This is a genomic window from Acinetobacter sp. CIP 51.11 (assembly GCF_000369665.1).
GTDB classification, from domain to species: Bacteria; Pseudomonadota; Gammaproteobacteria; order Pseudomonadales; family Moraxellaceae; genus Acinetobacter; species Acinetobacter lwoffii_S.
In genome coordinates, this window is the sequence record NZ_KB850129.1 from 2,101,507 (window position 1) to 2,126,803 (window position 25,297).

The window sequence follows — 25,297 nt, forward strand, 5'->3', positions numbered from 1 at the left end:
ATAAAAAAGCCCTCAGTTGAGGGCTTTTTTATATGCATTTTTTATTTTTTCTGAAACAGGTAAATCTGATATTGCGCCAGTAATTCAAACTGATCCTGCTGTTCAAGTGCTAAACGACGTTCAGGTTTGGCCTTATAAGCATATGGCGTCATCGCAATCAGGTTTTTTAAATCTGCCTGTGGTAAAACCATTGGGGCGTCAATCACCTGCTCACTAATCAAGTTAAACTCATCTTGCAACTGCTCCACAAACTTCTGCGGCTCGTGTGGTTTCACTTCCTCAAATAAAGCCTCACGCATGGCATATAAATGTTGTGGTGCCGGCGTCACTACCATCAAATAAGATTTTGGTTTTAGGACTCGTAGGATTTCCTGTTTGGGAATCGGACTAAACAAGCTGGTGCAGAGATCAATTGATTCATTCAGTACTGGCAAGGTTGCCCCGGTTCCCACGACCCAAGTAATATCTTTATTCAGTTTGGCAGCCACCTGAACTGCATTTTTGGCAATATCGACCCCCACACATTGCAGCACTTCGGCCTGCATGGCATCGGTATAGTAGCCTTCGCCACAGCCAATATCTAAAAGGTTTTCAATCCGCAACTCGCGAATCTTTTCTACAACAGCCTGTTGCAAAGGCGCATAATGACCTGCACTGAGAAATGCGCGACGTGCCTGCACAGACTCAGACGTATCTCCCGGGTTTTTGCTGTGCTTGTGCTGAACCACATGCAGGTTCACATAGCCCTGTTTGGCGACATCGTAACTATGATGATTCTCACAGCGCCATGTTCTTTCATTTAAGCTCAACTGCTGGCGACAGACTGGGCACATGAGTAAATTCATCATTTTCTCCAAAACAAAAAAGCCGGCATGCGCCGACTTTTTCCAATGCATTTCTTAGCGCAATTTTAAGGTCATTAGACCCAAAACTACCAGCATAATCGTAATAATCCAGAAACGGATCACTACCTGGGTTTCACGCCAGCCTTTCTTTTCATAGTGATGATGCAGCGGCGCCATCAGGAATACACGCTTATTGCGCATTCTTAATGAACCAATCTGCAGGAATACTGAAACCGCTTCCACCACAAAGACACCGGCCATAATCGCAAATACGATTTCCTGACGAACCATGACGGCAATCGTACCAAGCATTGCACCGAGAGATAAAGCACCGACATCCCCCATAAATACTTGAGCCGGATGGGCATTGTACCAAAGGAAAGCCAGACCCGCCCCGATCATAGCCGCACAGACCACCACCAATTCAGACGAGTATTTCACATAAGGAATATGCAGATAATTGGCAAAGCGCACATCACCGGCCAGATAGGCAAATACGCCCAGACCTGTAGCGACCAGCACGATTGGCATAATCGCCAGACCATCCAGACCATCGGTCAGGTTCACGGCATTGGATGCACCGTTAATGACGAAATAGGTAAAGATAATAAATCCAATACCTAGCGGAATCATTGACAATGGAATGCTTAAGTCTTTAAAGAATGGAATCAGCAGATCCAGCATATTCGCAGTATGCACCGGATTGCTCTGTTGCTGCGCAATCACATACAAGGCTATACCAGCACCCAACGAACCCACTGAAGTCCAGAAGAATTTTTTCTTCGCAGGCAAACCTGCATTGTCTTTATAACGGATTTTGATCCAGTCATCGGCCCAGCCCACGGCACCGAAAATCACCATTACACCCAGTACAATCCAGACATAAGGATTAGACAGATCCGCCCAGAGTAAAGTCGAAATCCCGATTGAAAGCAGGATCAGCACCCCGCCCATGGTCGGTGTACCCATTTTCTTGGCATGGTTTTCAGGGGCATACGAGCTGACTGCCTGACCATATTTCAGCGCCTGCAGCTTGCGAATCATGATTGGGCCAAGTACCAGGCCAATGGTCAGTGCCGTCAAAACACTGAGTAAAGCACGTAAAGTTAAATAACGAACCACCTGAAACGTGCTGTCAAAGCCCGCCAGAAGGTCAAATAGCCATAACAGCATTTAGAGTTTCTCCATCAATGCAGCCATCAATGTTTCCATATGGGTAAAACGCGACCCTTTAAACAGGAAAGACATTGGCTGGGGATGATGTGTTTCAATCAAATCAATTAAAAATGGCAAGGCCTGCTCCTGATTCAGGAAAGCCTGCATTTTTTTACCATATTGTGTACTACGAGCACCTTCTTGTGCGGCAGGCGCAAATTCACCCACAGCCACCACAAAATTAATGCCTTTGACCGAGACCAGATCCCGACCGAGCTTGTAATGCTCAATTGCAGCAGATGAACCAAGTTCACCAATATCGCCAGTGACCATCACCCGGATGCCTTGCTGCTGCGCCAGAACTTCTGCTGCTGCACGCATCGAACCCGGATTGGCATTGTAGGTATCATCAATAAATAAATAGTCTTTGTACGGAATAAAGTTCAGACGACCTTTCGCACCCACGGCCTGTTCCAGACCGGCCACGATATCATCCAGACCAATACCGATCGCCAGGGCAAAAGCTGCTGCTGCGGTCGCATTTTCAACATTATGCTCACCGGCAAACGGCAACTGAACTGTTTTGGAGCCTTGTGCTGTATTCAGGGTAAAGCTTGAGGATTGAGCTTCAAGTACTACATCGCTGGCATAGACTTCACCACCAGCACCAAAACTTAAGCTTTTTTCAGTTCTTACTGCGGCACGAATGACTTCAGCAAAATCATCTGCAGCAGGAGTAATTGAGGTTTCAGAGATATGCGCATAAATCTCGGATTTCGCGCGGCAAATCCCGTCACGACCGCCAAATTCACCTAAATGCGCAGTCCCGATATTAATGATCCCCGCCACATGCGGCTGCACCATTTTTGAAGTGTAATCAATTTCACCCTGATGACTTGCACCGAGCTCCATGACTGCATATTGATGTTCAGGACGTAGCTCTAGCAACATTACCGGCACACCAAGGTCATTATTCAAATTACCACGTGTCACCAAGGTCGGTGCCAGACGCGACAGAATGCTTCCCAGCATTTCTTTAGTCGTGGTCTTGCCACTACTGCCGGTCAAGGCAATGACTTTGAGTTGAGGATTCTGCTGACGGCGATAAGCACCTAACTGTCCAAGTGCCAAACGGGTATCTTCCACCACCAACTGGCAAATATCAGCATCCACCGGACGGCTAACAATGGCAATTTCACAACCTTGAGCCGCCACTTGCGCAATAAAGTCGTGCGCGTCAAAACGCTCGCCTTTCAGCGCAAGAAAAGCATCACCTGCTTCTGCATCACGTGAATCAGTCAAAATCCGCTTGATCTGGCCTGCAGGCTTTCTATCATTCAGCCAGTAGCCTTGGGTAGCCTGCTGTAATTGTTCTATGCTCCACGGCTCCAGCGCCGCAGTACTTGTTGTTGAGGTATGCATATCTGAATCCTAATGCGCTGAATAGGCTGAATCTGTTTTGCAATGCTGAGCATCAATCGCAGCTTGCACTTCGACCACGTCATCAAACCAGTGACGTACACCATCAATTTCCTGATAATTTTCGTGCCCTTTTCCTGCAATCACCACAATATCACCCGCCTGTGCGTGTTTAACCGCAAACTTGATCGCTTCACGACGGTCATGAATTTCATGATAGGTTTTGCCGGAAAAATCGATGCCATTTTTCATATCAGCAAAAATTTGTGCCGGATCTTCGGTCCGTGGATTATCAGAAGTGAATACTGCGATATCTGAACCATCTAAAGCAGCTTGAGTCATCAGTGGACGTTTACCACGGTCACGATCACCGCCACAGCCGAAAACAGTCCAAAGATTTTGTGAAACATGACGTTTCAAGGTCACCAGAACCTGGGTCAGGGCATCCGGGGTATGCGCATAATCCACCACAAACAGACGTTCGCCATCACGCAGCACCTGCATGCGACCGGGCGCACCTTTGAGCTGTGGTACTGTCGCAATCAAACTGTTCAGGTCAAATCTGACCTGTTCCGCCATGATCAGACTGGCGACCAGATTTTCAATATTGAAATGGCCCAGCAATGGACTGTTAACCACATATTCAGCAGAAGCAGTTTCTAGTTTAAAGTTCGCACCTGAAATGCTGTACTGAATATCCTGAACCTGATAATCCGCTTTTTGCTTGGTGGAATAAGTCAAAATTTTAGGCTGTGCCGGATTATTTTTCGCAGCATCCAGCATGATCTGTGCATGCTCATCATCGATATTGATGACAGCGACTTTTAAAGATTCAAACCGGAATAAATCCGATTTCGCTTCCGCATAAGCTTGCAGTGTTCCGTGATAATCCAGATGATCACGGCTCAAATTACTATAGCCTGCAATCTCGATAGCGCAGCCATTCAAGCGACCTTGTTCCAGACCATGTGAGCTGGCTTCAATCGAGGCAAATTCCGCACCGGCCTGCACATAGCCATACAAGGCATTTTGCAGTTGCAAGGCATCCAGGGTAGTATGCGAAGACGCTTCCAGATTTGGCAGAATGCCGTTACCAGTGGTGCCCATCACCGCACAGGCTTTACCTTGCAGCATGATGAATTCAGCCACCAAGCGAGAAATCGTGGTTTTACCATTGGTGCCGGTGACTGCAAGAATACGCGCAGCAGTGACGGGTTGGGTTGCTTGCAAATACTGCTTTTGCCATTGTCCCATTAGATGGCGTACATCTGCTAACACCAAATTTGGAGATACATCCAGTTCAGTTTCTGAAATCACAGCCAATGCACCCTGATCCAAAGCTTTCTGGGCAAATTGAGTAGTTTTTTCCGGTTGTGACAGACTGGTCAGGGCAATAAAAATTTGTCCCGGTTTAACTTTACGACTATCCAGCTCGAAGCCCTGAAAGGATTGCTTCATCCAGTCAGCGACATCGTGAGGGGTGTAGAGATCTTGAAATGTAATAGACATTGATCACCTATTTACTGGACTTTGGGAGGTTCTAAAGGTTTGTCCAGAGGGACATTCAGCAGACGCAAGGATTCCTGCATCACGCGGGCAAAGACTGGTGCAGATACCGTACCGCCATAGTAGGTGCCTTGTGGATTTTCTACCACCACCACCATGGCAATCCGTGGGTCACTGACTGGTGCCACGCCGGCAAATAATGCCCGATATTCACTGGTCGAATAACCTTTACGGTCGGCACGCAACTTATGTGCAGTACCGGTTTTACCTGCCACGCGGTAACCTGGGATGGTGGCGCGAGTTGCCGTACCACCTGGTAAGGTGGCGGTTTCCATCATCAGCAGGACCTGATCGGCAATATTGGCATCGATCATCTGCTCACCTTGGGGCTGTTCTTCCAGCTTATATAGACTTAGCGGCATTTTCACGCCTTTATTGGCCAGCATGGCATAGGCATCAGCCAGCTGAAGTACCGTCGCATTCAGACCATAGCCATAGGACATGGTTGCCACTTCTGACACATTCCATTTGCTTGGCGGCAGAATCAGACCGGCACTTTCACCCGGGAATTTCACCGCTGAACGCTGACCAAAACCGAGGCGTTTATAGAAGGTTGGTAAGGTTTCATAAGGCAATGACAAGGCCAGTTTCGCCACACCAACGTTAGAGGATTTCTGCAGAATACCCCCGAGTGTCAACTGACCATAGTTATGCGTATCACGAATGGTATGATTACCGACCCGCATACTGCCCGGTGTGGTATTCACCACTGAATTCGCCGTATATTTGCCACTTTCCAAGGCCATCGCTACAGTCAGCGGCTTCATGGTCGAACCCGGCTCGAACGAATCGACTGCACCGCGGTTACGCATGGCATCCTTGTTGAGCAGGCTGTTTTTATCATTCGGGTTATACGATGGCCATGAAGATAGCGCCAGAATTTCACCGGTTTTGACATCTACCGCAATCGCAGTCGCTGAACGGGCATTATTGGCAACACCAGCAGCCGTCAGCTCACGGTACATAATATATTGCAGACGCGAGTCGATACTCAGGGTAATATTTTCGCCCGGCTCAACTTCTTTAATCACTTCCGGTTCTTTGACCCGGTTGCCTTTTTTATCGCGAATGATCTGCTGCTCGCCATCCTTTCCGGAAAGACGGCTATTCAGCTGCATTTCCAGACCTTCAATGCCGCTGCCTTCGCTATTGGTCAGGCCAATAATCTGAGAGTTTGGCTGTGGCTGAGGATAATAGCGCTTATAGTTTTTCTCGGTATACACACCCTGGAAATTACGCTTCATGATCAGTTCTGCCTGTTGTGGCGGAACTTCTTTTTTCAGGATCAGATAACGTGAACGCGGACGTTCTTCCATTTTTTTGCGCAGTTCTGCCCGATCCATACCGACTGCATCAGCCAGCTCATCCAGATTCAGGTTTTTATCCGGTAGCTGACGTTTGAGCTTGCGGCTATTCGGTTCTTTTTCCAGCGCCAGCATGGTCTCGTCATAGAGTTTTTTATTGTCAAAATAATCACGTGGATCAATCACAATTTTCATGATTGGAGTACTGATCGCCAATGGAATGCCATTACGATCATAAATTACGCCACGCATCGCCTTGATAGTATTGGTTCTTAAAATATTGGCATTGGCTTTATTTTGCAAAAAATCTTTATTAATAATCTGTACATAGAAAGCACGGCAAATCAGTGTCACAAAACACAGCAGCACCACCGCCCACATGATGTAAAAACGATTGATATAAACATTTGAGGCATTTTTGTCGGTGACCGATTGTTTTTTACGTACCGGTTGCTTCTTTCTCTTGTCTACCATGTCGGAACGCTAGCCTTATTTTTTCTCATCTGAAGTTTGTGGTAAGGAAATCACGACACTTTGTGAAACCGGAGGTGAATACATACGCAGCTGTGTCACTGCACGCGTACCGATCTGTGCCGTCGCGCCAAAAGTTTGCTGCTCAATCAGCAAACGCCCCCACTCTGCATTCAGGTCATCACGCTCACGCAAATAGCTGCTCAGTTTTCGGGTGTCCTGACGGTATTCAAACACCTGAAATACCACAAATACTGCACTGATGAAGACCATCAATATCAGCATGAGATAGATTGTAACTTTTTTCAGCCACAATTTTTCTGTTTTTTTATCAACCACTTCCGTTTTCATGATCTGCCTATTAAGCTAAACGTTCTGCTACCCGGAGCCATGCGCTACGTGAACGAGGATTGGCTTTGACCTCCTCATCACTGGCTTTAACACGAGAAACTTTCTTTAAACGTCGCGTATCTTTCTGTTGTTGTGGCATTCCCCAGCCTGAATCTTCTTCAAGCGTTGACTCTTTTTGAATAAATTGTTTAATCATACGGTCTTCTAGTGAATGGAAGCTAATTACCGCCAAACGTGCTTCAGGTTTCAAGATTTCAACGGCCTGAGGCAAGAAGATTTCAATATCTTCTAATTCCTTATTAATAGCAATACGAATCGCCTGGAAAGTACGGGTCGCAGCATGCTTATTTTTTTCCCATTTCGGGTGTGCTACTTTTACAATCTCAGCCAGCTTTGCCGTGGTATCAATATATCCGGCAGCCTTAATTGCCTTGGCAATACGGCGACTATAACGCTCTTCACCATATTTAAAAATGATATTCGCCAGTGCTTCTTCTTCAATCTGCGTCAGCCATTCTGCTGCGGTCGGACCTTGCGAGTTATCCATACGCATATCCAGCGGGCCATCTTTCATAAAACTGAAACCACGTTCAGCCTGATCCAGCTGCGGTGAAGAAACACCTAAGTCAGCCATCACCCCATCGACCTGTTCAATGCCCACTTCAGCCAATGCATCTTTCAGATCAGCAAAGCTGGCATGAATAATTTTAAAACGTGAATCTTCTTGTTCGAGTTCAGCTGCTACAGCCAGTGCTTGTGGATCTTTATCAAAGGCATAGACGCGTGCATTTTCATCTAATTTGGACAGCAATAAACGCGTATGTCCACCACGGCCAAAGGTCCCATCCACATAAGTTCCCGTATTGCGACCCGCCAACAAGGCATCAATCGTTTCGTGAAGTAATACAGAAATATGTGACATAAAAACTCAATCAATAGGGGGAAAAATTTAACTGCACATTATCACCCTGTTTAGGCAAAGCTCCAAACGACTTTTTGTAGATAAATATTACTTTCCATAGAGAAAACCGTTTTAGCATTTTTCTCATACAAAAAAGCCTCCAGTTTTGGAGGCTTTTTTCAATCTAGATAACTTCGCAGATCAATTAACGTTTGCTGTTATAAATCTGGTCGAAAATTGCACCATTCACAAAATGGGTTTTCTGTGCATTGGCCCAACCACCAAAGACTTCATCAATGGTAAAGGTTTTGATTTTAGGGAACTGTGCCGAATATTTCGCTAATACTTTTTCATTACGTGGACGATAGAAATGTTTAGCTGCCATTTCCTGACCCAATGGTGAATACAGGTAATTGATATAACCTGTTGCTAACCATTTATTGCCATTTTTCTCTACCGTACGATCCACAATCGCCACTGACGGTTCAGTCAAAATCGTAATTGATGGATAAACGATATCAAACTTGTTTTTACCCAAGGTTTTTTGCGTGACCAAGGCTTCATTTTCCCAAGTCAGCAATACATCGCCAATCCCACGCTCGGCAAAGGTGGTCATTGAAGCACGTGCAGCAGAATCCATCACTTTCACGTTCTTATAAAGCTTGCCGACAAATTCCTGTGCTTTGGCTTTGTTACCGCCTGGCTGTTTCTCGGCATAACCCCATGCAGACAGATACACCCAACGCGGCAAACCACCGGTTTTTGGGTTCGGCGTAATAATTTGTACGCCTGGTTTAGTTAAGTCATTCCAGTCCTTGATGCCTTTCGGATTGCCTTTACGTACCATGAATACGATCGTCGAGGTATAAGGTGCCGAGTTGTGTGGGAATTCCTTTTGCCAGCCCGGCTGAATCTGACCAGATTTCACAATTTCTTCGATGTCATTGGCCAGCGCCAAAGTCACCACATCACCTTTCAGACCATCGACCACAGAACGTGCTTGTTTGCCCGAACCGCCATGTGACTGCTTGAAATTCACATCCAGACCGGTGCGGTTTTTCCAGTAAGCGCCAAATGATTTGTTAAATTCATCATAGAACTCACGCGTAGCATCATAGGATACATTCAGAAACTGACGGTCTGCTGCTTGTGAAGCAGTCGCGGTCATGCCTAAACCAGTCGCCAATAAGGCAGCACTAAATAACGATTTTAATTGAATTTTCATGGCAGCACAGAGTTTATCTTCATTAGATATAACTATATGAAATAAAATCATTTATCGCAATTCACCCTACAACATCACAACACGATAAAATGAAAGGTTTTTCTGTATTAATATTTTGTTTTTAAAAGAAAAATACTATTTATTATTCTACTTATATCTAATATATAGAATTTTATGCATTAGATATAAAGAAAATGGATAACACTTTAGCCATTTTCTTTATTCTATTTAGACGACCGCTTACTTATCTTTTTTCATTATAAATCTGGTCATAAATCGCTCCATTGATAAAATGCGTTTTTTGCGCTTTAGCCCAACCACCAAAGACTTTATCAATGGTAAAGGTCTGGATTTTCGGGAACTGAGCCGAATATTTGTTAGCGACTTTGGCATCCCGCGGACGGAAGAAATATTTCGCAGCAAGCTCCTGCCCTTTCGGTGAATATAAATAGTTCAAATAGCCTTTTGCCAGATGGGTATTACCATTTTTATTCACGTTCTTATCGACAATCGCTACCGATGGCTCGGCCAGAATTGAAATGGATGGATAGACGATATCGTACTTATCTTTACCCAGACCTTGGGTCGCCAGCAAGGCTTCATTTTCCCAGGATAAAAGCACATCACCAATACCGCGCTCGGCAAACGTCGTCAGTGAACCACGCGCACCGGAGTCGAGTACTTTGACATTTTGATAAAGTTTTTTCACCAGCTCTCTGGCTTTCGCATCATTACCGCCCGGTTGTTTCAGTGCATAACCCCAAGCAGACAGGTAGATCCAACGAGGTGCACCACCGGTTTTTGGGTTTGGGGTAATAATGTCCACACCCGCTTTGGCCAGATCATTCCAGTCTTTGATTTGCTTTGGATTCCCTTTACGCACCAAGAATACAATCGTAGACGTATAAGGTGCCGAATTACTCGGAAACTCTTTTTGCCAGCCTTTCGCGATTAAACCTGCATTGACGATTTCTTCGATATCATTGGCCAAAGCCAAAGTCACCACATCGGCCTGCAAACCATCGACCACTGAACGCGCCTGCTTGCCTGAGCCACCATGCGACTGTTTAAAATTAACCGTTTGTCCGGTTTTCTGCTTCCAAAATTTGCCAAATTCTTCGTTATATTCCTGATAAAATTCACGGGTCGGGTCATAAGAGACATTCAGGAAATCTTTGGCAATGGAATTCTGTACTGCTGTTCCCACTAAAATTGTCAAGATTGCGGATGCTATTATTTTTTTCATTTGATGTAACTCATTGTTTATATGACCTGCACTATACAAATCAAAAATAAACATAACAATCATATATTTATAACAATATCTACAATCTATTTCTGATTTTGAGATATCTTCTAACAATTAAATCCGGATACATATTCTGCTAGAAAAGTAATCTTCTGCTACAATATAAGACAGTTCTTCACGTTCTCTTCACAGTTGTCTGTTAAAAATAGGCCACCAAAACAGGAAATTACGATTTTTGGTAATTTTCCACAGAGTTATATTATTTCTTTTGTAAAAAATGTGACTTGGTTCTACTTCTTTATGATCAACTGTGATTAAATTGTAGACAGAGTATTAAAAAAACATTTTTAACAAAATAAAACCAACCAGAAGTAAGGAGGAAGTTTGGATATGAAATTTACATTATTCACAGCCAGCATCCTAAGCCTGATTATGTTGTTCTCGATTCAACTCGGTCATGCCGTTGTTGTGAAGACAGATTTGCCGAAGCCTACAGTAAGCACTGTTGAAAGCAAGACTTCGCCGATTGAAAAAGCGATTCAGCAACAAAAAACTGAAAAAACACTTCAAACAGAAGATAATCTAAAAGTCTTGACTGCATTTAAAGTCGCACCTTCGCAAAATTTCTTTGCAGAACAGAATTACCGCTTCACCCGCTTTGTCCAAAGTATTTTTTCGAGCGCTCATTCTTAATCAGCCTCAACAGCGCTGAATATTCCCGGATTTAAAAGCCACATCATTCAATGTTGAATAAAGCATTAAGTGATGTGGCTTTTTCGCTATAATAGCTGCAATTTTATATCTAAGATTAGATCCGGCTATGACTGTTCGTACTCGTATTGCACCTTCTCCTACTGGTTTTCCGCATGTAGGTACTGCCTATATCGCCTTGTTTAACTTATGTTTTGCTAAACAGCATGGCGGTGAATTCATTCTTCGTATTGAAGATACTGACCAACTGCGCTCAACGCCTGAATCTGAAAAAATGATCCTGGATTCATTGCGCTGGCTGGGTCTGAACTGGTCTGAAGGTCCTGATGTCGGTGGCCCGCATGCGCCGTACCGCCAGTCAGAACGTATGGATATCTATAAAAATTATGCCTTGGAACTGGTAGAGAAAGGCCATGCTTTCTACTGTTTTGCAACTGCAGAAGAACTAGATCAAATGCGTGCAGAACAGCAGGCACGTGGTGAGTCGCCACGTTATGATGGTCGCGGTCTGAATCTCACTCAAGAAGAAGTTGAGCGTCGTTTGGCCGCTGGTGAACCACACGTCATCCGTATGAAAGTACCAACCGAAGGCGTATGTAAATTCAATGACATGCTGCGTGGCGAAGTGGAAATTCCATGGGCGCAAGTAGACATGCAAATCCTGCTAAAAACCGATGGCCTCCCAACCTACCATTTAGCAAACGTAGTAGATGATCATTTGATGCAAATCACCCACGTAATTCGTGGTGAAGAATGGATTCCATCTGCGCCGAAACATCAGTTACTGTATCAATATTTCGGTTGGGACATGCCGGTACTATGCCACATGCCACTGCTGCGTAACCCGGATAAATCTAAGCTGTCTAAACGTAAAAACCCGACCTCAATTAACTACTATAGAGACATCGGTGTACTACCTGAAGCCTTGTTGAACTACCTAGGTCGTATGGGCTGGTCAATGCCAGATGAAAGTGAAAAATTCACTCTGGCAGAAATGATTGAACATTTTGATATCAAACGTGTATCACTTGGTGGTCCGATCTTTGATGTCGAGAAACTAAACTGGTTAAACGGTCAATGGATCAAGGCACTCAGCCCGGCTGAACTTCTAGACACATTATTGGCCTGGAAAGCAGATCGTGCCAAGTTAGAAGAAATTGCGGCTGCGATTCAACCACGTATTAACCTGCTTTCTGAAGCAGTAAATTGGTCTGCGCATTACTTCAACCACTTCCCGACCCTGTCTAAAGAACAGTTTGAAAGCAAGAAACTGTCGGATGAACAGGTACGTCAAAGTCTTCAATTCGCAATTTGGCGTTTAGAAAGCCTGTTTACTTGGAATAACGACACGGTGAGCCAGACCTTGATGGACTTGGCCGCACAAATGGAAATCAAGTTGCGCGACTTCATGCCTGCATTCTTTATTGCGATCGCTGGTTCGACTGCGTCTACACCAGTAATGCAAACGATGGTGACCATTGGTCCGGATTTAACTTTTGCACGCTTACGTCATGCGCTGGAAATTGTCGGTGGTCCAAGTAAAAAAGAGCTGAAAGTCTGGGAAAAACTTAATGAAAGCTTAAAGTTGCCGAAAAATGAAGCAGTTGATCAAGCTTAATTAATTTTTGTGTTGACGTGTGAGCGCGATATCCCTAATATAGCGCTCACACAGACTGGGGTCATAGCTCAGTTGGTAGAGCGCTACAATGGCATTGTAGAGGTCAGGAGTTCGATCCTCCTTGACTCCACCAAATCAAGTCTTGCTTTAGCTGTGTTATTTGCCTCAATTGTCCCTATCGTCTAGAGGCCTAGGACATCGCCCTTTCACGGCGGTAACCGGGGTTCGAATCCCCGTAGGGACGCCATATTCAAGATGACCATAATATATTGTTGTCATCTTATAAAAAACCCAAGCATTGCGACTTGGGTTTTTTATTGCCTGTATATTTTATGTTGGGCAATATTTCGGTTTCTTCGCATCTTCCGATAAAATAATCAGTAATTTAGAATTTTGGAGTTGTAATGCAATATCGTTGCCCTAAGTGTCAAAGCCCGAAAATCATGCCAGTGGCCCAGCCAGGTCAAGCAGCTCCACGTCCAGTGGTTCCTAAAAGCTTAATGTTTCTGGTCCCTGCCCTGTTCCTGTTATTATTACTGGTCATTATTAGCATCGCGATGTGGATTTTTGGCGATGGTGCAGGTACCACTTTACAGACTGCGACTGTGATCGTCTTTATTCTTTCTTTGATCGCAGGTTTTATGTTCTATAAAGATCTACCTGATTTTAAAATTTCAATGCAGGCATTCATGCAAACACAAAAGAAATGGAAATGCCGTGAATGTAATCATGAGTGGGAAATCTAATTTACCCTCCACCATATAATAAACATAAAAAAACCAGCCCTGAGGCTGGTTTTTTTATTTACAAAAGTCGGAGATGATTAAACACCGATTTTGCGATATTTTTGACGCTTCGCTACAAGATCATCACCATCACGCTTACGGCGATATTCTTCAAACTCAGCATAGTTACCAGTGAAGAATTCAGGGGTTTCACCTTCAAATGACAAGATGTGCGTTGCAATACGATCCAGGAACCAACGGTCATGCGAGATCACCATCACAGTACCCGGGAATACCAGAATGGCATCCTCAAGTGCACGCAAGGTTTCGATGTCCAAGTCGTTCGATGGTTCATCCAGCAAGATCACGTTTGCACCCATTTGCAGGATTTTCGCAAGTTGTAAACGGTTACGCTCACCACCTGACAATTGACCTACGCGCTTTTGCTGATCTTGGCCTTTAAAGTTAAAGCGACCGATATACGCACGAGATGCGATTTCGTAATCACCAATCTTCAAGATGTCTAGACCACCAGATACTTCTTCCCAAACAGTTTTGTTGTTGTCTAGCGTGTCACGGATCTGACCGACATAAGCAACTTTCACTGACTCACCCAGTGTTACCGTACCGGTATCAGGTTGCTGTTCGCCAGTCATCATACGGAATAGCGTGGTTTTACCTGCACCGTTCTCACCCACGATACCCACAATTGCAGCAGGTGGTACTGTGAAAGTTAAATCTTTGTACAGTAAACGATCACCAAACGATTTGCTGATGCCTTCAACTTCTACAACCTTGTTGCCCAGACGTGGACCAGGTGGAATGTAGATTTCAGAGGTTTCGTTACGTTGCTGGAATTCGCGCGAGTTAAGCTCTTCAAAACGCTCCATACGCGCTTTGTTTTTCTTTTGCTGACCTTTGGCATTAGAACGAACCCATTCAAGTTCTTTTTTCAATGCTTTAGCAAAAGATTCTTCCTGCTTGTTCTCTTGCTCTAAACGGGCATTTTTCTGCTCAAGCCAAGAAGAATAGTTACCTTGATACGGAATACCCATGCCACGGTCAAGCTCAAGAATCCATTCAGCTACGTTATCCAGGAAGTAACGGTCGTGCGTAATCGCAACGATGGTACCCGGGAAGTCTTTCAAGAAACGTTCCAACCAAGATACAGAAGAAGCATCTAAATGGTTCGTCGGTTCATCGAGAAGCAACATGTCTGGTTTAGACAGAAGTAAACGGCAAAGTGCCACACGGCGGCGCTCACCACCTGAAAGCTTAGATACATCTGCATCCCAAGCAGGCAGGTTCAATGCTGCAGCCGCTTGATCCATCTGGTTGGCAAGGTTATGCGCATCCCAAGTCTGGATAATCGCTTCAAGCTTCTCTTGCTCTTTCGCAAGTGCATCGAAATCTGCATCTTCTGCTGCATATTCAGCAAAGACTTCATCCAGACGCGCTAAAGCATCAAGAGGTTCACGTAAACCATCTTCAACGTTACCACGAACGTCTTTGGTTTCATCTAAAGGTGGTTCTTGCTCAAGATAACCGATTTTTGTACCCGGTTGCGCACGTGCCTCACCAGAGAAATCTTTATCTACGCCCGCCATAATACGAAGCAAGGTAGATTTACCTGCACCGTTTAAACCAAGCACACCAATTTTAGCGCCTGGGAAAAATGATAAGGAGATGTCTTTCAGGATTTCGCGCTTAGGCGGAACCATCTTCGACACTCGGTTCATCGTGTAAATATATTGGGCCACGTAGGACTCCTCAACTGAAAAACCAAATGGGGTTAAAACAACCACCCCAGCTCAAAAATGAGCGAAAAAATAATCGGCTATTATACGCAGAAAGCTGCGAAAACATAAGCCATTGCCATGAACTTCAATGCATTGTTACAAGTTTATTGATGATGTTTTTTTAAACAACTGTTTTCAGTAAAATAAATGACTCAAATCCAGGTCGATATATGAATATTTCATATATTTATTTCAATAAAATTGCACTTTTACTCATATGTGAAAATGCTACACTCAAGCCATAAACTTAAACAAGAAGATCAAACAGAATGAGTTATAAAGCAGAAACCCTTGCGATTCATGCAGGTTATACCCCAGAAGCAACCACCAAAGCTGTTGCAGTGCCGATTTACCAAACCACGTCTTATGCCTTTGACAATACTCAACATGGGGCCGATCTCTTTGATTTAAAGGTTCAGGGCAATATCTATACCCGAATTATGAACCCGACCACTGCGGTTCTGGAACAACGTGTCGCAGCACTGGAAGGTGGAATTGGCGCGCTGGCTTTGGCCTCTGGCATGGCTGCGATTACTTATGCGATTCAGACCATTGCGGAAGCGGGTGACAACATTGCTTCTGTGTCAACGCTATATGGCGGTACCTATAACCTCTTTGCCCATACCCTACCAAAACAGGGCATTGAAGTCCGTTTCTTTGATTATGAAAAGCCGGAAAGTCTGCGTGACTTGATTGATGAAAAAACCAAACTGGTCTTTGTCGAATCGATTGGTAATCCACTGGGTAATATTATTGATCTGGAAGCCATTGCTAAAATTGCACATGAATATGGCGTACCGGTGATTGTCGACAATACCGTTGCCACCCCAGTACTACAAAAATCTTTCGACTTTGGTGCGGATATTGTGGTGCATTCCCTGACCAAATATATCGGTGGTCATGGCAATTCAATTGGCGGCATTATTGTGGATAGCGGCAAATTCCCGTGGGGTAAATACCCTGAACGTTTCCCTGCCCTGAATACGCCTGATCCAAGCTACCATGGCGTGAACTATGTCGAAGTTTTGGGGGAAGCAGCATATATCGCACGTGCGCGTGTAGTGCCACTGCGTAATACCGGCGCTGCGATCAGTCCGCAGAATGTGTTTTTGATTCTGCAAGGTCTGGAAACTTTAAGCTTGCGTATGGAACGTCATACCGAAAATGCACTGAAAGTCGCTGAATATCTGCAAAAACATCCTAAAGTGAAATGGGTCAATTACGCCGGCCTGAAAGATCACCCACAGCATGCCTTGGCACAGAAATATGTGAAAGGTAAACCTTCTGCCATTCTGACCTTTGGGGTAGAACATGGTCTCGAAGGCGGCACACGTTTTATTGATGCCCTGCAACTGTTTACACGTCTGGTTAATATCGGCGATGCCAAAAGTCTGGCCTGCCATCCGGCGACCACTACGCATCGTCAGCTCAATGCCGAGGAGTTAAAATCAGCAGGTGTCAGTGAAGATATGGTGCGTTTATCCATCGGGATTGAACATATTGATGACCTGATTGCCGATCTGGAACAGGCGCTGGCGACCGTTTAAAAAAGTGCCCGAGCCGATTCAAAACCTCATCATTTCTGGTGAGGTTTTTTTATTTATTTTCTAAAACAGCCACTTGCTTTGCTTTTTATTTTCATGTTAAAAGTTAAATGAAAGAGTGAACACAAATAGAGCAATTACTCTAATTTTTATTTTAATTTCAATAGTTTAATTTATAGATTTTCCTGAAGAATTGGTTATCATATCTGGACTCACCTTCGCTCTCATATTCTGTTAGAGCGCCATAGACCTTTAATAAAAATAATTTGAACGCTGACTTCAAATTAGGGATAACAAACGTGAAAACTAGACTACACAAACAACTGGAAAAACGTGTTGCAGGTAAAACCGTCCTGATTACCGGTGCATCCAGCGGTATTGGTTTAACGACAGCACATCAACTGGCTGATGCAGGTGCCCATGTTTTACTGGTGGCCCGTACTCAGGAAACCCTAGAACAAGTAAAATCAGAAATTGAAGCCAAAGGCGGCAAAGCCTCAATCTTTCCATGTGATTTAAACAATATGGAAGCGATTGATGAAGTTTCCAAACAGATTATTGCCTCAGTCGATCATATTGATATTCTGATCAATAATGCAGGACGTTCGATTCGCCGTGCCGTGCATGAGTCGGTAGATCGTTTTCATGATTTTGAACGGACCATGCAGCTGAACTATTTCGGCGCGGTGCGTCTGGTGATGAATATCCTGCCGCAAATGATGATTCGTCGCGCGGGTCACATTATTAACATCAGCTCAATTGGCGTACTGGCCAATGCTACCCGCTTTTCGGCCTATGTCGCATCAAAAGCTGCGCTGGATGCCTTTAGCCGCTGTTTGTCTGCAGAAGTGCATTCACATAAAATCGCAATCACGTCGATCTATATGCCTTTGGTGCGTACTCCGATGATTGCGCCAACTAAAATTTATAAATATGTCCCAACGCTCTCTCCGGAACAGGCGGCTGACCTGGTTGCCTATGCGATTGTGAAACGTCCGAAGAAAGTGGCGACCGGTTTGGGCCGTCTGGCTTCCATTACCTATTCAATTGCACCGGATATCAACAATGTCTTGATGTCGATTGGTTATAACCTGTTCCCAAGTTCAACTGCATCTGTGGGTCAACCACAAAAATTAAACTTGGTGCAAAAAGCATATGCACGTTTGTTCCCGGGCGAACACTGGTAATTTTTCAGACGGATGATTGCTGGAAATACGAGCCGCCGACTGGGCGGCTTTTCTCTGTCTCAGTTTTGCAAGATCTGAAATAAAGTGGACTGATTTAAAAAACCACGACACAGCCTGTCCTGATCAACACAGATTTTTGCCGCAAATGCTGCGAGATCACGTACACTATCAGCGGATATTTCCTATCCGTATTTTTATATTTTGATTGAAATGATGGAAACCCTTATGAACAACGCGCAATGGCTCGATGAAGTAAAATTTAACGATCAAGGATTAGTCCCTGCCATTGCCCAGCATCATCAAACTGGACGTGTGTTGATGGTGGCCTGGATGAACCGTGAAGCATTGGCTTTAACTGCTGAAAAAAATCAGGCGGTGTATTTCTCCCGTTCACGCAGCAAGTTATGGCATAAGGGCGAAGAATCAGGACATTTTCAAACCGTACATGAAATCCGTCTGGACTGTGATGCCGACGTGATTGTGCTGCAAATTGAACAGCATGGTGGCATTGCCTGCCATACTGGCCGTGAATCATGCTTCTATCGCAAGCTCACGCCAAATGGCTGGGAAATTGTCGATGCACAGTTGAAAGATCCCTCTGCGATTTATGGCGAAAAATCCACGAATCCGCATACGCTGGCGATGGAAGCGTCAACCGCCCAATCTGAACAGGTCGAAGTCCTGTCTTATCTGGGTCAGATGATGGCAGAACGCAAACAGGCCGATCCAGATTCATCTTATGTGGCCAAGCTCTACCATAAAGGCCTGAACAAGATTCTGGAAAAAGTCGGTGAAGAAAGCTTTGAGACCGTGCTGGCAGCCAAAGATTTTGATCAGAATGCTTCCGCAGACCATAAAAATGATCTGATCTATGAAGTGGCAGATCTGTGGTTCCATACTATCGTCATGCTCGGCTATTTCGACCTGGATGTGCAATTGGTATTAAATGAACTGGCACGTCGCCAAGGCTTATCCGGCCTGGTTGAAAAAGCCAACCGTCAGCATTAAGCCTTGAATTCATCTGTGTCTGATTTAAAAAAACCGACCGCGACCTATGAGCAGGCGACTGCCATTGATAACGCACGTCTGGGTAAATCCTTTAAGGTGATTGCCTATGCGGGCACAGGTAAAACCACTACCCTGCAAATGATCAGTGATGCCATGCCACAAAGACGTGGCATGTATCTGGCTTTTAACAAGGCCATTGCCAGTGAAGCGCAGGCCAAGTTTCACCGAGGTGTCGATTGCCGTACTTTTCACTCGCTGGCGTTTCGCAGTGTTCCACGTGGAGTCACTGACAAACTGCGCTTGCCACGCTTGAGTCCAAGTTTTATTGCCAAAGAATACCGGCTTGAACCGATGACGATGCGCCGTATGATGGGTGGGCGTTATGAAAAATATGTCTTGATGCCTTCGCGTCTGGCAAGTTTGGTTGCCAATGCGGTCGGCTATTTCTGCTCGACCAGTTCGCAGTATCCTGCCCCGCGGCATATTCAGGCGCCAAGCTGGCTGCATTCGGATGATATCGAGACTTTACAGAAGAAACTTTATCCGGCAGTCGAGCGACGCTGGTTAGAGTCGATTGATCCAAATCATCAGGCCGGCATCGGTCATGACATTTACCTGAAACTCTGGGCGCTGTCTGAACCGAATATCCCGGCCGATTATGTGCTATTCGATGAGGCACAGGATGCCGATCCCTTAATGCTGGGGATTTTGCTGAAACAGCGCAGCACCCAGGTGATTTATGTCGGAGACGCGCATCAGCAGATTTATGCCTGGCGTGGTGCAGTCAATGCCATGCAGCAACTGCCCTTACCAGAATCACGTCTGACCACCTCATTTCGTTTCGGTCCTGAAATTGCCCTGAATGCCAATGCCATTTTAGGTGCCTTAAATGAAACTGTGCCTTTACTCGGCAATCCGCAATTAGACTCTAAAGTCGTGAATAAACCGCATACCAAAATGCGCGATGCAATTTTATGCCGGACCAATGCCCGCGCCATGGAATTGTTATTAGCGGGTTTAGTTCGTGGTGATAAAGTCAGCCTGCAAGCCGACCATGTCAAACTGAATCGTTTTGTCGATGCGGCTGCCATGCTGAAACAGGGCAAACGTGTGGTTGATGTGCCGGAACTGGCCTGGTTCAACTCCTGGCATGATGTCCATGAATATTGTGAAACCAATGAAGGCAGTGACATCAAGCCACTGGTCAAACTGGTGGACGAACATGGGACTGATCCGCTGAAAAAAGCCCTGGCTAAAATCACCCCGATTGCCCAAGCTGACTATATTATTTCCACGGCGCACAAGGCCAAAGGTCTGGAATGGGATCGGGTTCATATTGAAGATGACTATCAGTTTAAGCTCAATGAAAAAGACCATAAAATTAGTGATGAAGAATTAAGATTACTTTACGTGGCCTGTACACGTGCTAAAGTGAGTTTAAATATTCATCACATTTATGACCTGATTCAGCAACTGAAGATCAAAATGCCGCAGTCGCTTCGGCAGGCAGTCGGTTAAAGTGCATGGCATGGATGTAAACATCATAGGACAGGTGATCTATGCACATCCAAGCGCTCCAACTGAAACACACTCTGCATTTTTCCGACATTCAGCTCCAGTTTAATTATCCGCAATGCCCGGTCACCTTGATTCTGGGCAATCAGGGAGCTGGCAAAACCACGCTTTTACGTTTTAGCTATCAGGCACTGACCTGGTTTGCAGCCCGTTATCGCGACAGCCGTGCCGCGGGTCTGGTAATGCAAGATCAGGACATCATGCAAAACCGGCTGCAATCCAAAATTGATATCCGGATTGGTTTTCCTGAAGAGATGGGCAGCTTGCCAGAATCCCGTCAGTCCGAGCCTGCGAACCTACAAAGCTGTTCATGGCAAATCTACAAGACCCTAAACAGTCAGGGTCTGGGTTTTAGCAAAGCAGAAACCTCACAGCTTGAGAGCGTGCTCAGCCTGTATCACAAAGCCCGCTTGCACGATCCCCTACTCGGCTTGCCGCTAATTGCCTATTATCCGGCTGAACGCTTTACCAATGAAGTCAATCTGCTCAGCAAAAATAACCCGGCCATTCTCCAGTCCGCACATGCTTATGAAATAGCTGCAATTCCTTTCACCACTTTTGTCCGTTTTTTTGAATGGTTTCGTGAAATCAGTGATATTGAAAATGCGCAAAGTGCCAAGATTATGGACCAAATTTTGTCGCGTGCCTTGCAGCAGTCTGAAAACATTCGCGGAGATGAACTGGCCCGGCAGATCGAGAAAGCCCAGGCACATCTGCATGCACCGAATCTCACCGCTTTAAAACAGGCCCTGTCGCTGATCTTGCCAGAAGTCAGCCAGATGTATTTAAAATATCAGCCCAAGCTGCAACTGATGGTGACCTATCAGCAACAGACCTTTAGTTTTCAGCAACTGCCCAACAGTATCCGCAACTGGATTGCGCTGGTGGGTGACATTGTACGGCGTCTTTGCCTGTTGAATCCCAACAGTTTATTTCCGTGCCAGGAAGGTACAGGCGTTTTGTTGATTGATGCAATTGATCATCAACTGGATCAGGAGATGGCAGCAGTGATCCTGTCACGCCTGCATCAGGCTTTTCCTAACTTGCAGATTATTGCGACCGGCAACCGGCCTGAATTACTGGAACAGGCACACGCTTTTCAATGTCTGAAACTGGAAAATAAAAAGCTGCACCCCATTCATCTTGAAAGTATGAAAACCCAGTTTGATCAGATCTACGCAGAGCTGGAACTGCAGCGAAATAGAGATATTTCACCTGAAGATACTTTATTGGAAACGGTCACCGAACCTGTCACACCGCTTGTTGTATTGCAAATGATTCAGCAACAGTTAAATCCGGAACAGCAGCAGGAACTGCTAGCCCTACTTACTCAGGAACATCATCCGACGCTACCTCAGTCGCTCTAAACAGATTCAAAAAAATAAGCGCGACTGTTTGAGTCAATAAGGGAGCCTTTTCCAGCATTATCTTTTGCCATGATTGAACTGTTTTGAGTCAAATTTACAATCAATGCCTGCAATTTAATCTTAATTTTCGGTCACTTCTGGATGATCTGTTTAAGCATGCAGCACCTGTTAAAACCGAGCCGGCGTATAATTTATAAGTTCCACATAAAAACGTTGATGTTGTTGTTATCCTGTAATATGATCGGTTTTATTTGCGAATTTCATTGTAAAATCGGAATTTGCTATCGTTTATAAGTTGCGCAATACAACTGTTTTATATTCTTTTTGAATATTCTTTTGGCTTTCAAGATTGAGAAGTTTGGGTCGCTCCTTGTGGTCCTGTAGTCCTTGAAAGATAAAGATTCACCTTAGGTTGGTCAAAACCTAAATCATGACAATGGATACGAGTGTGCTGCCGATTATTATATTGTTACCGTTAGTATTAGGCACAACCCTTGTCTCGTGGCTGAAACAATTTTCGCGCGGGGTAACGGCTTTAGGGGCAATTGGTGTCAGCCTCAGCAGTTTCTTATTATTATTGAGTCAGGCGCCTGCCATATTTGACGGCGCAGTGATTACCCAGACCTGGTCCTGGCTGCCCCAGCTCGGCATCGATTTCAGTTTTCGCCTGGATTCTCTGGGATTGCTGTTTGCCTTGCTGATCAGCGGCATTGGCACCCTGATTTATATTTATGCCTATTATTACCTTAATCCAAAAAATTCACTGAGCAAACTGTATCTCCTGCTGATGCTGTTTATGGCGGCGATGCTCGGAATTTCATTGTCGAATAACCTGATTATCTTATTGGTTTTCTGGGAACTGACCAGTATTTCATCCTTCTTGCTGGTAGGTTACTGGAGCAATTACGAAGCGGCGCAACGTGGTTCGCGTATGGCTCTGACCATTACCGGAATGGGTGGTCTGGCGATGCTGGGCGGTTTTGTCCTGCTCGGTCAAATCACCGGCACTTATCAGCTTGACCAAATCCTGACGATGACTGAGCAGATTCAGTCCCATCATTTATTTGTTCCAACCTTGTTGCTGATTTTACTTGGTGCCTTTACCAAAAGTGCGCAGTTCCCGTTCCACTTCTGGTTGCCGAATGCCATGGCTGCACCGACACCGGTCTCTGCCTATTTGCACTCGGCCACCATGGTCAAAGCCGGTTTATTCCTGGTAGCACGTTTGCTCCCGATCTTTGCCGGTGCTGCACTGTTTCATAATATTGTGACCTTTGTCGGTCTGTTTACCCTGTGCATGGCCGCCTTCTTTGCCATTTTTAAGGAAGACCTGAAAGGCTTGCTCGCCTATTCAACTATCAGCCATTTAGGTCTGATCATGTGTCTGCTCGGGATTGGTTCACCATTGGCTGTTGCAGCAGCGATTTTCCATATTATTAACCATGCCACCTTTAAAGCAGCACTGTTTATGATTGCCGGAATCATCGATCATGAATCCGGGACTCGTGACTTACGTAAACTGTCTGGCCTATGGCAATTATTGCCCTTTACCGCAACATTGACCATGATCACGGCAGCATCCATGGCGGGTGTACCGTTGACCAATGGTTTCCTGTCCAAGGAAATGTTCTTTACCGAACTGGTCGCCAGTTTAAGTGGCCCACTTATGGTCGGCTCCGCTATTGTCGCGACACTGGCCGGGATTTTTGCGGTGGCTTATTCCATTCGACTGGTGCATGGAGTCTTTTTCGATGGTCCGTTAGGCAAGCAGGTCCCGAATAAAGATGCACATGAACCTGCGTTTGGTATGCGCGCACCGGCCACTTTGTTAGCAATTTTATGTATTTTAGTCGGTCTATTGCCCGCTCTTCTGGTGGAAAAAATTGTCAATAGCACCACTCAAGCGACGACCCAAAATTTTGATTTTGAAGGTACTCATCTGGCGCTTTGGCATGGTTTCAACCTGCCCCTGCTGATGAGTGTGATTGCTCTGCTCGGCGGAATAATCTTTTACTTTTCTCTCGCCAAAGGTGGCGCCTTACGTGAAATCGACCTGGATCCAAAACTGGGCCGCTTACAGGGCCGAGTGCTGTTCGACCTGTTTTTGAAAAATTTGCTGCTGAATTCACGCCGTTTCCGCCGTGCCACTGAAAATGGCAAATTGCAAAGCTATTTATTGTGGATTGTAATTTTTACCGTCGGGCTGGTGGGGTTCCCATTACTCAGCAATGCAGTGGGTACGGGTACACGCGAGCTGACCCATGCCCCTGCCCTGGCGATTATCTTGTGGTTACTGCTGTTCTCTGCCTGCTGGATGCTGCTGTGGTTCCATCATGAGCGGATTAAAGCGGTACTGATTAGCGGTGCAGTCGGCCTGGTCGTCACCATGGTCTTTATCGGCTTCTCGGCGCCCGATCTGGCATTGACCCAGATTACGGTCGATGTGGTCACCACGGTTCTGCTCCTGATGAGTTTATCTTTACTGCCTCAGTTAACACCGTATGAATCGAGTCCGACCCGTCGCTGGCGTGATGCCATTATTGCCTTGGGCGGCGGTCTCGGGATTGCGGCAATTGCCTGGCTGATCATGACCCGTGATCACAATTCCATTTCATGGTTCTTCCTGCAACAGTCCATTCCTCTGGGCGGCGGCACCAATGTGGTGAATGTGATTCTGGTCGATTTCCGTGGTTTCGATACCTTCGGCGAAATTACTGTACTCGGCATTGCGGCGATTGGTGTTCTGAGCCTGATGGATGGCATGCGTGCGCATGGTACCACCATGACTCAGGGCCTGACCTATCGTTTTAACCCATCCCCGCTGATGTTGCGTATTACCGCATCCTGGATTTTGCCGGTCGCGCTGGTAGTCAGCCTGTATATCTTTATGCGTGGCCATAACCTGCCGGGCGGTGGTTTTATTGCCGGACTAGTGACTTCACTGGCACTTATTATTCAATATATCGCAGTGGGACAGGACAAAACCGAACAGTTGCTTGGCGCCAAATCCGGTCGCCTGTATGAAATCTGGATCGGGATCGGCTTAACGATTGCAGGATTGACTGGAATCGCAGCCTGGTTCTGGTCACGTCCATTCCTGACCAGTGCACATATTTATGTCTCTCCGCCCATTATTGGAGAAATGCATTTAGCTTCGGCTGCGCTATTCGATGTCGGCGTCTATGTCACTGTCGTCGGTGCCACCATGCTGATGATTTCTGTCTTGGGCGATTCACGTCACTCAAGCATGTCTGGCCCAGTACCAAGAGGATAATAG

Annotated in this window: 19 protein-coding genes and 2 tRNA genes; 11 read left to right on the forward strand and 10 right to left on the reverse strand. The window is 45.5% G+C overall.

The features are described from left to right. Window positions 1–41: 41 nt before the first annotated feature. From F894_RS13790 to F894_RS13830, 9 genes are all read right to left on the reverse strand, one after another. Entirely contained in the window at window positions 42–845 is an 804-nt protein-coding gene (locus tag F894_RS13790) for a putative RNA methyltransferase (protein ID WP_005248373.1), read from the reverse strand. Between the two features lie 54 nt (window positions 846–899). Continuing rightward, the gene (gene mraY / locus F894_RS13795; protein WP_005248374.1) at window positions 900–2,018 is read right to left on the reverse strand and encodes a phospho-N-acetylmuramoyl-pentapeptide-transferase; all 1,119 of its coding nucleotides are present in this window, start codon (window positions 2,016–2,018) and stop codon (window positions 900–902) included. Next, the gene (locus F894_RS13800; RefSeq protein WP_005248375.1) at window positions 2,019–3,422 is read right to left on the reverse strand and encodes a UDP-N-acetylmuramoyl-tripeptide--D-alanyl-D-alanine ligase; all 1,404 of its coding nucleotides are present in this window, start codon (window positions 3,420–3,422) and stop codon (window positions 2,019–2,021) included. Window positions 3,423–3,431: 9 nt separating this feature from the next. After that, window positions 3,432–4,928: a UDP-N-acetylmuramoyl-L-alanyl-D-glutamate--2,6-diaminopimelate ligase gene (locus F894_RS13805; RefSeq protein WP_005248376.1), complete on the reverse strand. Its 1,497-nt coding sequence runs from the start codon at window positions 4,926–4,928 to the stop codon at window positions 3,432–3,434. Between the two features lie 11 nt (window positions 4,929–4,939). Continuing rightward, entirely contained in the window at window positions 4,940–6,763 is a 1,824-nt protein-coding gene (gene ftsI / locus F894_RS13810) for a penicillin-binding protein PBP3 (RefSeq protein ID WP_005101401.1), read from the reverse strand. A gap of 15 nt (window positions 6,764–6,778) precedes the next feature. Continuing rightward, window positions 6,779–7,045 carry a cell division protein FtsL gene (locus F894_RS13815; protein WP_416201980.1) on the reverse strand — a complete coding sequence of 89 codons (267 nt, stop codon included), beginning with the start codon at window positions 7,043–7,045 and terminating at the stop codon, window positions 6,779–6,781. A 76-nt stretch (window positions 7,046–7,121) separates the two neighbouring features. Then, window positions 7,122–8,033: a 16S rRNA (cytosine(1402)-N(4))-methyltransferase RsmH gene (gene rsmH, locus F894_RS13820; protein ID WP_005248378.1), complete on the reverse strand. Its 912-nt coding sequence runs from the start codon at window positions 8,031–8,033 to the stop codon at window positions 7,122–7,124. 184 nt (window positions 8,034–8,217) lie between these two features. Continuing rightward, complete coding sequence (locus F894_RS13825) at window positions 8,218–9,237, reverse strand: sulfate ABC transporter substrate-binding protein (RefSeq protein ID WP_005248379.1); 1,020 nt, start codon at window positions 9,235–9,237, stop codon at window positions 8,218–8,220. Between the two features lie 244 nt (window positions 9,238–9,481). Then, complete coding sequence (locus tag F894_RS13830) at window positions 9,482–10,483, reverse strand: sulfate ABC transporter substrate-binding protein (RefSeq protein WP_034438528.1); 1,002 nt, start codon at window positions 10,481–10,483, stop codon at window positions 9,482–9,484. Between the two features lie 393 nt (window positions 10,484–10,876). On the opposite strand from F894_RS13830, the gene F894_RS13835 reads away from it, so the two are divergent. The 5 genes from F894_RS13835 (at window position 10,877) to F894_RS13855 (ending at window position 13,561) form a co-directional block, all read left to right on the forward strand. Continuing rightward, a complete protein-coding gene (locus F894_RS13835; protein ID WP_004281126.1) occupies window positions 10,877–11,179 on the forward strand; it encodes a hypothetical protein in 303 nt (100 codons plus the stop codon). A gap of 127 nt (window positions 11,180–11,306) precedes the next feature. Beyond that, window positions 11,307–12,815: a glutamate--tRNA ligase gene (gene gltX / locus F894_RS13840; protein ID WP_005248381.1), complete on the forward strand. Its 1,509-nt coding sequence runs from the start codon at window positions 11,307–11,309 to the stop codon at window positions 12,813–12,815. Between the two features lie 57 nt (window positions 12,816–12,872). Next, a tRNA-Ala gene (locus tag F894_RS13845) sits at window positions 12,873–12,948 on the forward strand. Window positions 12,949–12,986: 38 nt separating this feature from the next. After that, window positions 12,987–13,062: transfer RNA gene (locus F894_RS13850), tRNA-Glu, on the forward strand. 157 nt (window positions 13,063–13,219) lie between these two features. After that, window positions 13,220–13,561, forward strand: coding sequence for a membrane protein (locus F894_RS13855; RefSeq protein WP_004281123.1), 342 nt, complete (start codon window positions 13,220–13,222; stop codon window positions 13,559–13,561). Between the two features lie 77 nt (window positions 13,562–13,638). On the opposite strand, the gene ettA is transcribed toward F894_RS13855, so the two are convergent. After that, window positions 13,639–15,300: an energy-dependent translational throttle protein EttA gene (gene ettA / locus F894_RS13860; protein WP_004281122.1), complete on the reverse strand. Its 1,662-nt coding sequence runs from the start codon at window positions 15,298–15,300 to the stop codon at window positions 13,639–13,641. 308 nt (window positions 15,301–15,608) lie between these two features. Between ettA and F894_RS13865 the strand changes: the two genes are divergently transcribed. From F894_RS13865 to F894_RS13890, 6 genes are all read left to right on the forward strand, one after another. Continuing rightward, window positions 15,609–16,886: an O-acetylhomoserine aminocarboxypropyltransferase/cysteine synthase family protein gene (locus F894_RS13865; protein ID WP_005248384.1), complete on the forward strand. Its 1,278-nt coding sequence runs from the start codon at window positions 15,609–15,611 to the stop codon at window positions 16,884–16,886. 296 nt (window positions 16,887–17,182) lie between these two features. Beyond that, the gene (locus F894_RS13870) at window positions 17,183–18,070 is read left to right on the forward strand and encodes an SDR family NAD(P)-dependent oxidoreductase (protein WP_005248385.1); all 888 of its coding nucleotides are present in this window, start codon (window positions 17,183–17,185) and stop codon (window positions 18,068–18,070) included. A gap of 225 nt (window positions 18,071–18,295) precedes the next feature. Next, complete coding sequence (hisIE, locus tag F894_RS13875; protein ID WP_005248386.1) at window positions 18,296–19,078, forward strand: bifunctional phosphoribosyl-AMP cyclohydrolase/phosphoribosyl-ATP diphosphatase HisIE; 783 nt, start codon at window positions 18,296–18,298, stop codon at window positions 19,076–19,078. A gap of 15 nt (window positions 19,079–19,093) precedes the next feature. Beyond that, entirely contained in the window at window positions 19,094–20,596 is a 1,503-nt protein-coding gene (locus F894_RS13880) for a UvrD-helicase domain-containing protein (protein WP_005248388.1), read from the forward strand. Between the two features lie 41 nt (window positions 20,597–20,637). Beyond that, window positions 20,638–22,020, forward strand: coding sequence for an ATP-binding protein (locus F894_RS13885; RefSeq protein WP_005248389.1), 1,383 nt, complete (start codon window positions 20,638–20,640; stop codon window positions 22,018–22,020). A 436-nt stretch (window positions 22,021–22,456) separates the two neighbouring features. After that, window positions 22,457–25,294: a monovalent cation/H+ antiporter subunit A gene (locus F894_RS13890; protein WP_005248390.1), complete on the forward strand. Its 2,838-nt coding sequence runs from the start codon at window positions 22,457–22,459 to the stop codon at window positions 25,292–25,294. The last annotated feature ends 3 nt before the right edge of the window (window positions 25,295–25,297 follow it).

Excerpts from the sequence above, each read along its gene's own strand:
- F894_RS13790 (WP_005248373.1), bottom strand. The coding sequence starts at position 845 with ATGAATTTACTCATGTGCCCAGTCTGTCGCCAGCAGTTGAGCTTAAAT.
- mraY (WP_005248374.1), bottom strand. The coding sequence starts at position 2,018 with ATGCTGTTATGGCTATTTGACCTTCTGGCGGGCTTTGACAGCACGTTT.
- F894_RS13800 (WP_005248375.1), bottom strand. The coding sequence starts at position 3,422 with ATGCATACCTCAACAACAAGTACTGCGGCGCTGGAGCCGTGGAGCATA.
- F894_RS13805 (WP_005248376.1), bottom strand. The coding sequence starts at position 4,928 with ATGTCTATTACATTTCAAGATCTCTACACCCCTCACGATGTCGCTGAC.
- ftsI (WP_005101401.1), bottom strand. The coding sequence starts at position 6,763 with ATGGTAGACAAGAGAAAGAAGCAACCGGTACGTAAAAAACAATCGGTC.
- F894_RS13815 (WP_416201980.1), bottom strand. The coding sequence starts at position 7,045 with ATGCTGATATTGATGGTCTTCATCAGTGCAGTATTTGTGGTATTTCAG.
- rsmH (WP_005248378.1), bottom strand. The coding sequence starts at position 8,033 with ATGTCACATATTTCTGTATTACTTCACGAAACGATTGATGCCTTGTTG.
- F894_RS13825 (WP_005248379.1), bottom strand. The coding sequence starts at position 9,237 with ATGAAAATTCAATTAAAATCGTTATTTAGTGCTGCCTTATTGGCGACT.
- F894_RS13830 (WP_034438528.1), bottom strand. The coding sequence starts at position 10,483 with ATGAAAAAAATAATAGCATCCGCAATCTTGACAATTTTAGTGGGAACA.
- F894_RS13835 (WP_004281126.1), top strand. The coding sequence starts at position 10,877 with ATGAAATTTACATTATTCACAGCCAGCATCCTAAGCCTGATTATGTTG.
- gltX (WP_005248381.1), top strand. The coding sequence starts at position 11,307 with ATGACTGTTCGTACTCGTATTGCACCTTCTCCTACTGGTTTTCCGCAT.
- F894_RS13855 (WP_004281123.1), top strand. The coding sequence starts at position 13,220 with ATGCAATATCGTTGCCCTAAGTGTCAAAGCCCGAAAATCATGCCAGTG.
- F894_RS13865 (WP_005248384.1), top strand. The coding sequence starts at position 15,609 with ATGAGTTATAAAGCAGAAACCCTTGCGATTCATGCAGGTTATACCCCA.
- hisIE (WP_005248386.1), top strand. The coding sequence starts at position 18,296 with ATGAACAACGCGCAATGGCTCGATGAAGTAAAATTTAACGATCAAGGA.
- F894_RS13885 (WP_005248389.1), top strand. The coding sequence starts at position 20,638 with ATGCACATCCAAGCGCTCCAACTGAAACACACTCTGCATTTTTCCGAC.
- F894_RS13890 (WP_005248390.1), top strand. The coding sequence starts at position 22,457 with ATGGATACGAGTGTGCTGCCGATTATTATATTGTTACCGTTAGTATTA.